The sequence below is a fragment of the Solwaraspora sp. WMMD1047 genome (genome assembly GCF_029626155.1).
GTDB lineage: Bacteria > Actinomycetota > Actinomycetes > Mycobacteriales > Micromonosporaceae > WMMD1047.
Genome location: NZ_JARUBL010000001.1, coordinates 457,162 through 470,320, shown reverse-complemented (window position 1 = coordinate 470,320; position 13,159 = coordinate 457,162). Strand labels below are relative to the sequence as shown.

Below are 13,159 nucleotides of genomic sequence, written 5' to 3'. Positions count from 1 at the left end.
CGTTCTCAGGGTGCGGATCGAGGTCGGGTCGGGCGATGTGGCGGCCAGCCGGTTCGCCATCTCGCCCCTGGGGGAGACGATGACGGCGTTGCGGCTGTTGGGGCGGGACGACCGGGCCGGGTTGCTGGTGCCGTGGGTGCGCCGGCATCGGGAGAGTTACCGGGCGCTAGTGCGGCGGTGGCCGGCGATCGGGGCGATCCGGTCGCTGTACCGGCGGCGGGCCTACAACGCCGACTTCATCCACCCGCCGCCGGCCGGGGTCGGGCTGAGCTTCGTCGAGGAGCTGGCGCTGTTCCGGGCCACCCCGCTCGACCAGGCCCGTGAGGAGCTGGCCCGCAACCTGGCCGGGCACCGCCCCCCGCCGGAGTACGCGCGCCGGATCCTGGACTCGCCGGACGTGGTGGACCGGCTCGCCGACGCCGTCGAGGCCGCCTGGGTCACCCTCATCGAACCGGACTGGCCGAGGCTGCGGGCGGTGCTGGAGCGCGACGTGGTGCAGCGGGCCGGCCGGCTGGCCACCTACGGCTGGGCGGCCGCGTTGGCCGACCTGGATCCCGGGCTGAGCTGGGAGTCCGACGGCCCGACCGGCACCATCGTGGCCATGCCGCACGACCCGGAGACGCACCGCCTCAACGGGCGCGGACTGCTCTTCGTGCCGACCGTCTTCGGCACCCTCAGCATCTCCGTCGAACTGCCCTGGCCGCCCGCCATCTGCTACCGGGCCCGCGGGGTGGCCGACCTGCTCGGCCCGCCGCCGGCCGACCGCACCCCGGACGGGCTGGACCGGCTGGTCGGGCCGACCCGGGCCACCCTGCTGCGGGCGCTGGCGGTGCCGGCGACCACCAGCCAACTGGTCGCCCAGCTCGGGCTGGCGCTCGGCACGATCGGCGACCACCTGGCCGTGCTCCGCGACGCCGGCCTGGTCCGTCGCACCCGGCTCGGCCAGGCGGTCCGCTACGAGCGCACTGTCGTGGGCGACGCACTCGCCGCCGAACTGCCGTCGGACCCGACCGCGGAGCGGCCAGCCGATGCGACCGCCGAGCGGACCAGCGGCAGCACCCGGTAGGGGATCTGCTCGGCCAGCGCGATGATGGTCGAGGCGCGGGCGATCCCCTCGTACGCCACGATCTGATCGATCACCCGCTGCAGGTCACTGTTGGAGCGGGCCACGATCCGGCAGAGCAGATCGCCGGAGCCGGTGATGGTGTACGCCTCCAGCACCTCCGGGATGCCGCGCAGGTGCTCCGCCACCGGCTCGTGCCCCTGCCGCTGGCTGATCTCCAGGGTGACGAACGAGGTCACCCCGAACCCGATCGCGGCCGGCGAGAGCTGTGGCCCGAAGCCCTCGATCACCCCCCGGGCCTGCAGCTTGTCGAGGCGGGACTGGACGGTCCCGCGGGCCACCCGCAGCCGCCGGGAAGACTCCAGCACCCCGATCCGCGGCTCGGCGGCGAGCAGCTCGATCAACCTCGCGTCGAGCTCGTCGAGCTGTACATCCTGTCCAGGGATCATGGGCTGTAACCATACCGAATGCGCAACCTGAACAGCCAGATCGGCGACGGTTGCCCAGCAGGGCTCCGGGTCGGGATCCTCGGTGCCAGGACACCGGCTCACGAGGCCGGCAACCGCGCCATCCGGAGGGAGCACGACGATGACCCAGACGCTCGGGACCCACGACACGACCGGCACCACCCCCGATGTCGATGTCGACCGGCTGGTCGGCGCCGTGGAGCACGACATCGCGGCCGACCCGTTCCCGGTCAAGGGCATCGACCACCTGCGGTTCCTGGTGGGCAACGCCAAGCAGGCCGCGCACTACTACTCGACCGCGTTCGGGATGACCTGCGTGGCGTACCGGGGTCCGGAGCAGGGCTACCGCGACCACGCCGAGTACGTGCTGACCAGCGGTTCGGCCCGGTTCGTGCTGGTCGGCGCGGTGCACGCGGACGCGCCGGGCGCCGAGCACGTCACCCAGCACAGCGACGGCGTGCAGGACATCGCGCTCGCCGTACCGGACGTGGACGCCGGCTACGCCCACGCGCTGGCCCAGGGCGCCACCGGGCTGGTCGAGCCGCACGACGTCACCGACGAGCACGGCACCGTCCGGATCGCCACCATCGCCGCGTACGGCGACACCCGACACTCGCTGATCGACAGGTCCCGCTACGACGGGCCGTTCCTGCCCGGCTTCGCCGCCCGGGCGCCGATCGTGGACCGGCAGCCGATGATCGACGCCGGCCTGCAGCCGAAGCGGTTCTTCCAGGCCGTCGACCACGTGGTGGGCAACGTCGAGCTGGGCCGGATGGACGAGTGGGTGGAGTTCTACCGCCGGGTGATGGGCTTCACCAACATGGCCGAGTTCATCGGCGACGACATCGCCACCGACTACTCGGCGCTGATGTCGAAGGTGGTCGCCAACGGCACCCGCAAGGTCAAGTTCCCGCTCAACGAGCCGGCGATGGCCCGGAAGAAGTCGCAGATCGACGAGTACCTGGAGTTCTACGGCGGACCCGGCGCCCAGCACATCGCCGTCGCCACGAACGACATCCTGGCCAGCGTCGACGCGATGCGGGCCGCCGGGGTCGAGTTCCTGGCCACCCCCGACTCGTACTACGACGACCCGGAGCTGCGGGCCCGCATCGGCGAGGTGCGCGCCCCGATCGAGGAGCTGAAGGCCCGCCGGATCCTGGTCGACCGGGACGAGGACGGCTACCTGCTGCAGATCTTCACCAAGCCGGTGCAGGACCGGCCGACGGTCTTCTTCGAGCTGATCGAGCGGCACGGGTCGCTCGGCTTCGGCAAGGGCAACTTCAAGGCGTTGTTCGAGGCGATCGAGCGGGAGCAGCAGGCTCGCGGCAACCTGTAAGACTGTCCGCGTGACTGAGCAGCCTCCGTACCCGGTCCGGCCCGACGCCCCGCCGCCCGCCGGGCCGCCGATCCCGCACCAGTACGGCCCACCGCCCGGTGGCGGTCAGCCGCCACCGGGCGGTGGCCCGCCGCCGGGATACGGCCCAACCCAGCCGGGGTACGGCCCGCCGCCGGGCCACCGACCCCCGCCGCCCGGGTTCGGTCCCCCGCCGCCGGGGCAGCCCCGGTTCGTGCCGCCCGCGCTCGCGCCGAACGGCCAGCCGCTGGCCAGCTTCGGTGACCGGTTCCTGGCCTTCCTGATCGACGCGGCCGTCATGACCGGCGTCGCCCTGCTGCTGATGATCCCGGCGACGATCCTGATGTTCGCCGTGATCATGCCGAACGCGTTGGGCGTGGGTCCGGACGGCAGTTACGCCGAGCCGGACGTCTTCGCCTTCGTCCTGCCGATACTGGCATTGCAGTTCGGCCTGGTGCTCGTGCTCCTCGCCGTCTACTACGTCTATTTCGTGGAGATGATGTTCCGGACCGGCCAGACGCTCGGCAAGCGGGTGATGAAGCTGCGGATAATCCCGCTGGACCCGCGGCTCTCCCTGGATCGGGGCATCGCCACCAGGCGCTACCTGGTCCAGTACCTCGCCGGCAGCTTCGTACCGTTCCTCAACTACCTCGACGGACTCTGGCAACTCTGGGACAAGCCGTACCAGCAGTGCCTCCACGACAAGTTCGCCCAGACCGTGGTCGTTAAGGTGCCAGGGTGACCTGGAATGCCACGGCCAACCGGCCGCACCCCGCGACCCGCCCCGGGCCGACGAGATGACGGTGCAACCCGGCTGGTACGCCGACCCCGCCGAGCCCACCACCCAGCGCTACTGGGACGGTGAGGGCTGGATCGGCGCACCGCTGCCCGCCGACGCCACCCCACCCCCGGGGCCGCCCGAGGAGGAACCGGAGCCCGCCGGCGAGGCCGCCCCCGCCGCACCGTCGGACTCGACCGGGTCGGCCGCCGGTAGGCCGGCCGGGGACCTCGGTGCCGCGGCCGGCGACCGCCCGGCAAACGGCACGCCGGCAAACGGCACGCCGGCGACCGGCGGGCCGTCGCAGCCGTCCGGGCAGCCGGGGTCGGACCTCCCGGCCGGCGGGATCGCCGGCTGGCCACCGGCCAACGGGGCACCGGGCGCAACCCCGCCCCCGGGCTGGGTCTACCACCAGTACGGGTTGCAGCCACCGCCGCCCCCCCGCCCGCACGGCCTGCCGCTGGCGCCGTTCGGCCCCCGACTGGCGGCGCGGCTGATCGACATCGGCGTGCTGCTGCTGCTCAACGTCGCCGTCAACGGCTTCTTCGTCTGGCGGCTGGTGCAGGACATCCGGCCGTTCGCGGACGAGCTGGTGCGGCGTTCGATGGCCGGCGAGTCGACGGCCGAGGGAATGCCGGCCACCGGGCAGGCGGAGGGGCTGCAGGTGGTCATCCTGCTGATCGCCGCCGCGCTCTGGTTCGCGTACGAGGTGCCGGCGCTGGCCAACGGCGGCCAGACGTTCGGCAAGCGGCTGATGGGCGTCAAGGTGGTGCCGCTCGCCGCCGACGAACGGCTCGGTTTCGGGCGCTCGCTGCGCCGGTGGAACCTGCTCGGCCTGCCCACCTTCCTCTGGGGCTGCTGCGGCGTCGGGCTGCTGCTGCAGCTGGTCGACTGCGCGTTCCCGCTCTTCGACCGGCCGCTGCGGCAGGCCCTGCACGACAAGCGCGCCCAGACCGTCGTGGTCGCGGTACCGAAGGCGTCCGCCGCGACGCCGCCGGCCGGGGACAAGGACGGCGCCGACACCCCCACCTCCGGAGGTACCGACCGATGACCGACCCGAACCGCCCCGGTCCGGCTGAGTCCGACCAGGCCGCCGGCCGGCGGTTGACCCGCTCGGACCTGGCCGCGCTGCCGAACTACGTGCCCGGCCGCAGCCCGGCCGACCTGGCCCGCGAACTCGGCCTGCCCGAGGCGATCAAGCTGGCCAGCAACGAGGTGCCGTACGGTCCGCTGCCCGGCGTGGTCGAGGCGGTGGCCGAGGCGGCGGCCGGGGCGCACCGCTATCCCGACATGGGTGTGGTGGCGCTGCGGGACACGCTCGCCGACCGGTACGGCGTGGACGCCGAGCGGATCGCCACGGGCTGCGGGTCCGTCGCGCTCTGCGAACACCTGGTCCGCGCCGCCTGCCTGCCTGGCGACGAGGTGATCTACTCGTGGCGCTCCTTCGAGGCGTACCCGATCATCGCGGCGACCAGCGGCGCGACGAGCGTGCGGGTGCCGAACGACGCCGGCCACGGGCACGACCTGGCGGCGATGGCCGCGGCCGTGACCGAGCGGACCCGGCTGGTGCTGGTCTGCAACCCGAACAACCCGACCGGCACCAGCGTGCGCCGGGCGGAGCTGGACCGGTTCCTGGACGCGGTGCCGTCCGACGTGCTGGTGGTGCTGGATGAGGCGTACCGGGAGTTCGTCACGGACCCGCAGGTGCCGGACGGCCTGGTGTCCTATGGCGACCGGCCGAACGTGGTGGTGCTGCGGACGCTGTCGAAGGCGTGGGGGCTGGCCGGGCTGCGGATCGGCTTCCTGGTGGCGCAGCCGGAGGTGGCCGCCGCCGTCCGCAAGGTGGTCACCCCGTTCTCGGCCAGCGCCACCGCGCAGGCCGGTGCGCTGGCCGCCCTGACCCAGGCCGACGAGGTACGCCGCCGCTGCGACCTGGTGATCGCCGAGCGGGACCGGCTGACCGAGGCGCTGCGCAAGCTGCTGCCTGGCGTCCCGGAGAGCCAGGCCAACTTCGTCTGGCTGCCGCTGGGCGACCGGTCGCTGGAGTTCGGCCGGGCGTGCGAGGCGCGCGGCGTGATCGTCCGGCCGTTCCCCGGCGACGGGGTACGCGTCACCGTCGGCACCCCGGCCGAGAACGACGCCTTCCTGGCCGCCGCGGAGGCGGCCCTAGAGTCCGGAAGCGGCTAGGCGGAACGGGCTTCGTCACAGCTCGTAGCGGTGCTCGTTGTATCTGGCATGCGTTTTCTAGCTGTCCCGATCGGACTGTCTCTCCTGGTGACGGCGGCGGTGCCGGCGGGGGCACTGCCCGCCGGGCACAGCGTCACCAACCTGGCCGCGCAGGCGGCGTTGACCATCACGGTGCCCGCCAGCCGCAACCTCGGCAACGTGTTCCCGGGCTCATCGGTGAGCGGGCAACTCGGCACCGTGATCGTCAGCGACACCCGCGCCATCAACCCGAACACCTGGACGGTGACGGTCTCCTCGACGGCCTACACCACCGGGGGAGCGAGCCCGGCGGAGACGATCGCGAACAGCCGGATCTCCTACTGGTCCGGCCCTCAGACCGCCGGGACCGGCGGCGGGAACCGGGTGCCGGGTCAGCTCACCAGCGCGCAGGCGCAGACGCTGGGCGTGCCACGGGTCGCGTTCTCGAAGACGTCGGGTAACCAGAACAACACCTGCCGGTGGAACCCCACCGTGATCGTCAGTGTGCCCGCCGGTGCGGTGGCGGGGTTATACACCGGGCGGATCACCCACTCGGTCGCCTGACGATTTGCTGGTTTTGGCGCTGATATCGCCACTTTCGGCCACTTGTTTCCTATCATGGGCGCTATGAGAAAGCTGTTGCTGCTGTCAACTGCCGTGCTCGCCACCCTGGTGGTCGCAGCACCGGCCTCCGCCCAACCGTCCGGGGACACGATCGTCACGTTCACGGTCGGCACGTCGAACCTGTCGATCGCAGTGCCCGCGGCGGCCAACATCGGCAACGCCTTCCCCGGCAGTTCGACCTCCGGTCAACTCGGTCCGGTCCAGGTCACCGACGCGCGGGCCGCCGCCACCGCAACCTGGACCGCCTCCGTCGTCACCACCTCCTTCACCACCACCGCCGGGACGCCGGATGAGACCATCCCGATCAACGCGATCTCCTACTGGTCCGGCCCGGCCACCGCGACCACCGGCACCGGCACCTTCGTGCCGGGCCAGCTCACCGCCGCCGACGCGGTCGTGCTCAACGTGCCGCGGGTCGCGTTCTCCAAGACCTCGGGTGCCGGCAACAACTCGGCCACCTGGAACCCGACCCTGCGGGTGGACGTGCCGCCCGGGGCGGTCGGCGGCCTCTACACGGGCACGGTGACGCACTCCGTTGCGTAACGTGCTGGCCGCGTCGGCGGCCCTGTCCCTGCTGCTCGCGGTGCCGACAGGCGCGGCCGCCGCCGGACCGTCGGACCCGTCGTGGTCGGACGAGCCGGCGGCGGTCGGCATCCGGCTGGTGGACGCGCCGGTCAGCCGCCGCGACGACCCGCGCGCACGGCTCTACATCGTGGACCACCTCAAGCCCGGCGAGATCATCCGGCGCCGGGTCGCGGTCAACAACCCGTCGTCGCAGCCGCAGACCATCTCGGTCTATCCCGGCGGCGGTGCGGTCGGCAAGGCCGGCTTCCAGTTCGCCGCCGACCGCGAGCAGAACGACCTGGCCAGCTGGATCCGGCTGGACACCCAGGAAGTCAGGCTCGCGCCCGACGAGTCCGCGCTGGTAGAGGTGACCCTGATCGTCCCGCCGGACGCGACACCCGGCGAGCGCTACGCCGTGATCTGGGCGGAGTCGGCCGGCAAGCTGAACAAGCTGACGAACGTCCGCAACGTCGGTCGGGCCGGCGTGCGGGTCTATCTCTCGGTCGGTCCCGGTGGCGAACCGGCCACCGACTTCGACATCGGCGGGCTGACCGGCGAACGGCGCCCGGACGGGGTACCGGTCGTCAGCGCACGCGTGACGAACACCGGTGGCCGAGCCCTCGATCTCGTCGGCGAGCTGCGGCTCTCCGACGGACCTGGCAAGCTCTCCGTGGACCCGGTTCAGATCCGAGTCGACAAGACGGTCGCGCTCGACGGCGAGGCGGTGGTGAGCGTTCCGCTCGACCCCGCCCTGCCGGACGGCCGATGGACCGCCGAACTCAAGCTGGCCAGCGGCACCACGGAGCGCCGGATCAGCGGGGAGGTGACGTTCGGCGGATACCGGATGGACGAGGCCACCTTCCACACCGGTTCCCGGCTAGCCGTCGGTGTGGTGCTCTCGGTGCTGGTCCTGGCGGCCCTCGGCGGTCTGGCCTACCGGGCCCGGCACCGGTGACGGCCGCCGGCCGGGAGCCGGGTCAGGTGGCGGCGAGGATGACCGGCTGCGCGGCCAGGTAGTAGCGCGAGTTCGGGGCGTCGGGCTCGACCGGCTGGGTGAGCCGCTCGACCGCGAGGAACCCGTCGCTGGCGTAGGCGAAACCCGGCGCCCAGGTCGTGGAGTCACGGCCCTGGGTGAGCGGGTAGCGGGACAGTTCCGCGCCGGTACGCGGGTCGAGGTTGACCAGTTCGCGGGACTCCGGCCGCAAGTGCACCCGCCCCGGCTGGACCGCCAGGATGCGCGCGGCTCCGGGGCGGCGCCACAGCTCGTCGCCACCGGCCGCCGGCCGCCCCACGACCGCCCCGTTCTCCGGAACAACCGCCACGCCGTCGACCACTGTGGATGCCGGATCGTCCAGCTCGGGTGACCGGACCGGCTCGGCCGCGTCGGCTGTCAGCCAGCCGGTGACAACGCCCTGCCGGACACCAGCCGGGGCGGCGCCACCCGCGGTGCCGGCCGGGCCCGTCGTACCGGCCGCGGCGATCCGGAGGGCGTGGCAGTCCGAGCGGGCGACCCGGCAGCCGACCGGCTCGACGGCGAGTTCCGGGGCGGCGTCGGCCGGCCGCCACCGGCCGGTCACCTCGCCGGAAGCCGCGGCCCGGAACTCGACGACCTGGGGCGAGGCGCACCGGTCCACGGTGACGAACTGACCGGCGGCGGTGGTCAGCGGGTCCGCCCGGCAATTGGGCTCGCCGTCGTACCGCCAGAGCTCCCGCCCGGTGGCCGGGTCGAACCCGCGCGCCACGGAATCGTCGGCCAGCAGCAGCACCGCCCGGCCGTCGTCGGTGCGCGCCGTGTGCAGCCCGGCCGGGGCGTAGACGGTGCTCGCCCCGGTGCGCCGGCCCGCGTACCCCTGGTCGGTGGGCGGCCCGGCCGCCCGCCAGGCGATCCGGCCGGTCCGGGCGTCCAGCCCCACCAGCTCGCCGTCGGACCACCGGCTGACCACCGTCGTTCCGGTCACGGCCACCCCGACGAGCTGCGCCGGCCAGCGCCGGTACGCCCAGTACGGGGTACGCCGGGTGGCCGCGTCCACCGGTTGGTCGGCCCAGACCCGGCGGGTGGTGGCGTAGACCCGCAGTCGCCCCTCCACCAGCAGCGGCGCGGCGTTCAGAGTGCCGATCACCCCGGCCGGGGCGGCCGGGGCGGCCGGATAGGCGGTGGTGGCCGGGGTGAGCACCTCGGCCGGGGCGAGCACCCGGTACCCGACCACGGCGACGGCCACCAGGGCCAGCACCGTCGACACCGCGGCCACGGCGAGCCACCGGACCTTGGCAGTCGTCATCGGACACCTCCGCCGGGCACCCTACCGGCGCCGGATCGGACGGAACCTGCCAGGTGACCATGGTTCGGGCCGGCTCGGCCGACCCGTCGTCGGCGGTCCGGCGCTTCCGCTCGGGGAGGCGCCGGGCCGCCGCTGCGAGCGGTCAGGTCACCCCCGCTCGAACCGGTCGGCGGCGGCCGCCGCCACGAAGGCCGCCCACCCCGGCGGGCTCACCGCGAGCACCGGGCCGCCCGGGTCCTTGGAGTCCCGGACTCCCACCACGCCGACCAGGTTGTCGGCCACCTCGATGCAGAGCCCCTGGTCGTTCGAGCGGCTGCTGGTGCGCCATACGGCGCCGGAAAAGTCCATCATCGCTAATACCTTTCGACACGAAAAAACGCCCGTTGTACGGACGTATGCGGCTTTCAACCGCTAGATGTACCACAAAGAGCGCATCACCATACTGTGATTGCGCCGTGACTCTCCGTCGGACAGCCGGTGCGATCAGGCCGCGCGGGCGGGCCGGACAGTTCCGGTGACCGCACCGAGCCCGACGGTCGTACCGTCCGGGCCGGGAGCCGTGCCGCTTATGGTGACGGTGTCGCCGTCGGCCAGGAAGGTCCGGGTGGAACCGTCCGACAGGGTCAGCGGCTCACGGCCGCCCCAGGTCAGCTCCAGGAAGGAGCCGACCTGGTCCCGGCGTGGACCCGAGACGGTGCCGGAGGCGAACAGGTCGCCGGTGCGCAGGGTCGCGCCGTTCACGGTGAGATGGGCCAGCTGCTGGGCCGGGGTCCAGTACATGGTGGCGAACGGCGGCTCGCTGACCCGGTCACCGTTCCAGTCGACGGCCAGCCGCAGGTCGAGACCGAGGTGCGGGACGTCACGCAGGTAGTCCAGCACCGGCGGCTCCGGCACCGGCGCCGGCACCCAGGCGTCGGCGAGCGCGTCCAGCGGCACCAGCCAGGGCGAGACCGAGGTGGCGAAGGACTTACCGAGGAACGGCCCGAGCGGCTGATATTCCCAGGCCTGGATGTCCCGGGCCGACCAGTCGTTGACCAGCAGCAGCCCGAAGACGTGGTCGTGCAGATCCGCGACGCCGACCGGTTCACCCAACCGGGTGCCCGGCCCCACCACGAACCCGACCTCGGCCTCGATGTCCAGCTTGCCGGAGGGGCCGAAGACGGGCGTCCCCGCTCCGGTCGGAAGCTGGCCGCACGGGCGTACCACCGGGGTGTCCGAGACCACGACGGTGCCGGCTCGGCCGTGGTAGCCGATCGGCAGGTGTTTCCAGTTCGGCGGCAACGCCGGCTGGCCGGGCCGGAAGATCTGCCCGACGTTGCTCGCGTGCTGCTCCGAGGAGTAGAAGTCGACGTAGTCGGCGACCTCGATCGGCAGCCGCAGGGCCACCTCCGTCAGCGGGATCAGCAACGGCCGCACCGCCGCCTCGTGCTCCGGCTCGGTGAGCAGCTCGACGATCCGGTGCCGCACCGCCGTCCACTGCGGCCGGCCGAGCGCCAGGAACGCGTTCAGGGTGGGTTCACGCAGCGCGCCGCCGGCCAGGATCAGCCCGGCCTCCTCGGCGCCGGCCAGGTCCAGCACGGCGTCGGCGATCCGGACCCCGATCCTGGCCGGGCGGCCGGCGTGGGCGAAGACGCCGTACGGCAGGTTGTGGATCCCGTACGGCGATCCCGCCGCGGCCGTCAGCCAGCTCATGCCTCGAATCCCCCGTCCACCAGCCCGAGTCGGACCAGATCGGTGAGTGGTTCCACGATGCTGCACGAGCCGAAGCCGGCCCAGAGCGGGCGGTCGGCGGCCCGCCCGCCGCGTACCCGCTCGACCAGCACCAGTGGATCGGTGGCGGCGAGCAGTTCCGCGACGTCGGCCACCTCGCCGCCCTCGTCCGCCGCCTGCACTCCCACCAGTACGTTGACGAACCCGTGGTGGGTGAAACCGGTCTCCGGGTCGACGTGCCGGATCGCGTGGTGCAGCCCCGCGGTGAGCTTGAACGGCAGCTCCCGGTCGCGGCAGGCGCAGATCACGGCGGCCAGCTCGACCGGCGTCGGGAAGAGCTCGGCGGCCAGCCCGCCGGTGCGGAACTTCGCCGCCACCCGCTTCCCACTCGCCCGCTCCCGGGCCAGCGTGTCCAGGGCGCGCAGCAGGCCCCAGGTCAGCGGGATCTCGGCGTAAACGTCGGCGTCGTCGACGTGGGCCGGCAGGCCCATCAGCTCGGCCAGGCCGAGTTGCGGGTCCTCGCCCCGCTTGGCCACCGCCGCCTCCACCTGGCGGACCCGGATCCGCGGATCGAGGGCGTCCCGCAGTGGGTACAGCCGGGGGATGGGTACGTCGCCGACCACCCCGATCTCGATCCGCTCGTCGTCGTCGAGCAGCACCGGCAGGGACCGCAGGTCCGAGGCCGGGACCAGCAGCGGTCCGACCAGGTTCGCGTACCAGGAGGTGCGGTGCCGGCGGTGCGCGGCCACCGCCTCGGGCAGCGGGACGCTGCCCGGCGGGAAGACGGCGGCGTCGTCGACGAGGCTGTCGAGCAGCCGGGGCACCTGCGTTGACACGACTACAGAACTTACGGGACGCTACGAGTAGCGGACAACAGCGTCCGATTATCGGGCATTGCCGGCCGCTGACTGGGACAAAACGGAGGTGGACATGCCGTACTACCGCAGCGTCGGCGAGGTGCCCCGCAAACGCCACACCCAGTTCCGCCAGCCCGACGGCAGCCTCTACGCGGAGGAGTTGATGGGCCAGGAGGGCTTCTCCGCCGACTCCTCCCTGCTCTACCACCGCCACCTGCCGACCGCGATCCTCTCCGCCGAGGAGTACCCGGCGCCGACCTGGACCCGGCTGCCCAACCTCCCCCTCAAGCCACGGCATCTGCGCACCCACAAACTCGACGGACACGCCGGCGGCGCCGATGCCGTGCTCGGCCGGCAGCCGCTGCTGGCAAACGACGACGTCCGGATCTCGTACGTCGTCGCCGACCAGCCCTCGCCGCTGTACCGCAACGCCGTCGGCGACGAGTGCCTCTACGTCGAGTCCGGCGCGGCGCGGATCGAGTCGACCTTCGGCGTGCTCGGCGTGACCGCCGGCGACTACGTGATCATCCCAACTTCGGTGGTGCACCGGGTGGTCCCGATCGCCCCCGACCCGGTCCGCCTGCTCACCGTCGAAGCCACCGGCCACATCGGCCCACCCAGGCGCTACCTCTCCGTACGTGGGCAGTTCCTCGAACACTCGCCCTACTGCGAGCGCGACGTCCGGGGGCCGACCGCGCCGCTGCTGGCCGACGAGGACGAGGAGGCCGAGGTCTACGTCCGGCACCGGCGGGGCTGGACCCGCTACGTGTACGCACACCACCCGTTCGACGTGGTCGGCTGGGACGGCCACCTCTACCCATGGGCGTTCTCGATCCACGACTTCGAGCCGATCACCGGCCGGGTGCACCAGCCGCCGCCGGTGCACCAGACCTTCCAGGGCCCCAACTTCGTGATCTGCTCCTTCGTGCCCCGCAAGGTCGACTACCACCCGCTGGCCGTCCCGGTGCCGTACAACCACCACAACGTCGACTCCGACGAGATGCTCTTCTACACCGGCGGGAACTACGAGGCCCGGCGTGGCTCCGGCATCGAGCAGGGCTCGATCTCGCTGCACCCGGCCGGCTTCACCCACGGCCCGCAACCGGGGGCCGCCGAACGGGCCATCGGGGCCGACTACTTCGACGAGCTCGCCGTCATGGTCGACACCTTCCGCCCGCTCGACCTCTGCGAGCCGGCCCTGGCCTGCGAGGACACCGGGTACGCCTGGACCTGGGCCCGCGACCCGCGGACCTGACCG

Annotated in this window: 13 protein-coding genes and 1 pseudogene; 9 read left to right on the top strand and 5 right to left on the bottom strand. The window is 72.8% G+C overall.

The features are described from left to right. Positions 1–10 precede the first annotated feature (10 nt). Positions 11–988: pseudogene (locus O7627_RS02180) on the top strand (DUF5937 family protein); the annotation flags it as partial. Here O7627_RS02180 and O7627_RS02175 read toward each other — a convergent pair. Further along, positions 955–1,512, bottom strand: coding sequence for an Lrp/AsnC family transcriptional regulator (locus O7627_RS02175; RefSeq protein WP_278091823.1), 558 nt, complete (start codon positions 1,510–1,512; stop codon positions 955–957). The pseudogene O7627_RS02180 and the gene O7627_RS02175 sit on opposite strands and share 34 nt — an antisense overlap. 139 nt (positions 1,513–1,651) lie before the next feature. On the opposite strand from O7627_RS02175, the gene hppD reads away from it, so the two are divergent. The 7 genes from hppD to O7627_RS02140 all read left to right on the top strand — a co-directional run bounded on the left by hppD (position 1,652) and on the right by O7627_RS02140 (position 8,010). Further along, positions 1,652–2,866, top strand: a complete 1,215-nt coding sequence (hppD, locus tag O7627_RS02170) for a 4-hydroxyphenylpyruvate dioxygenase (protein WP_278091822.1) — start codon at positions 1,652–1,654, stop codon at positions 2,864–2,866. A gap of 10 nt (positions 2,867–2,876) precedes the next feature. Continuing rightward, a complete protein-coding gene (locus O7627_RS02165; RefSeq protein WP_278091821.1) occupies positions 2,877–3,626 on the top strand; it encodes an RDD family protein in 750 nt (249 codons plus the stop codon). A 55-nt stretch (positions 3,627–3,681) separates the two neighbouring features. Continuing rightward, positions 3,682–4,713, top strand: a complete 1,032-nt coding sequence (locus O7627_RS02160; RefSeq protein ID WP_278091820.1) for an RDD family protein — start codon at positions 3,682–3,684, stop codon at positions 4,711–4,713. Further along, the gene (hisC, locus tag O7627_RS02155; protein WP_278091819.1) at positions 4,710–5,849 is read left to right on the top strand and encodes a histidinol-phosphate transaminase; all 1,140 of its coding nucleotides are present in this window, start codon (positions 4,710–4,712) and stop codon (positions 5,847–5,849) included. Before O7627_RS02160 ends, hisC begins: the two co-directional genes overlap by 4 nt. A 48-nt stretch (positions 5,850–5,897) precedes the next feature. Further along, positions 5,898–6,431, top strand: coding sequence for a hypothetical protein (locus tag O7627_RS02150; protein ID WP_278091818.1), 534 nt, complete (start codon positions 5,898–5,900; stop codon positions 6,429–6,431). A gap of 63 nt (positions 6,432–6,494) precedes the next feature. Beyond that, entirely contained in the window at positions 6,495–7,034 is a 540-nt protein-coding gene (locus O7627_RS02145) for a hypothetical protein (RefSeq protein WP_278091817.1), read from the top strand. Beyond that, positions 7,027–8,010, top strand: a complete 984-nt coding sequence (locus O7627_RS02140; protein WP_278091816.1) for a hypothetical protein — start codon at positions 7,027–7,029, stop codon at positions 8,008–8,010. The genes O7627_RS02145 and O7627_RS02140 overlap by 8 nt, the downstream gene beginning before the upstream one ends. A 22-nt stretch (positions 8,011–8,032) precedes the next feature. Here the strand turns inward: O7627_RS02140 and O7627_RS02135 are convergent, their stop codons facing one another. The 4 genes from O7627_RS02135 to O7627_RS02120 all read right to left on the bottom strand — a co-directional run bounded on the left by O7627_RS02135 (position 8,033) and on the right by O7627_RS02120 (position 11,880). Beyond that, a complete protein-coding gene (locus tag O7627_RS02135; protein ID WP_278091815.1) occupies positions 8,033–9,334 on the bottom strand; it encodes a PQQ-binding-like beta-propeller repeat protein in 1,302 nt (433 codons plus the stop codon). 147 nt (positions 9,335–9,481) lie between these two features. Next, a complete protein-coding gene (locus O7627_RS02130; protein WP_278091814.1) occupies positions 9,482–9,685 on the bottom strand; it encodes a DUF397 domain-containing protein in 204 nt (67 codons plus the stop codon). A 132-nt stretch (positions 9,686–9,817) separates the two neighbouring features. Beyond that, the gene (gene fahA / locus O7627_RS02125; RefSeq protein ID WP_278091813.1) at positions 9,818–11,026 is read right to left on the bottom strand and encodes a fumarylacetoacetase; all 1,209 of its coding nucleotides are present in this window, start codon (positions 11,024–11,026) and stop codon (positions 9,818–9,820) included. Beyond that, positions 11,023–11,880, bottom strand: coding sequence for a hypothetical protein (locus tag O7627_RS02120; protein WP_278091812.1), 858 nt, complete (start codon positions 11,878–11,880; stop codon positions 11,023–11,025). The genes fahA and O7627_RS02120 overlap by 4 nt, the downstream gene beginning before the upstream one ends. A 94-nt stretch (positions 11,881–11,974) precedes the next feature. On the opposite strand from O7627_RS02120, the gene O7627_RS02115 reads away from it, so the two are divergent. Next, on the top strand, positions 11,975–13,156 hold the full coding sequence (locus tag O7627_RS02115) for a homogentisate 1,2-dioxygenase (RefSeq protein WP_278091811.1): 1,182 nt from the start codon (positions 11,975–11,977) through the stop codon (positions 13,154–13,156). Positions 13,157–13,159 lie beyond the last annotated feature (3 nt).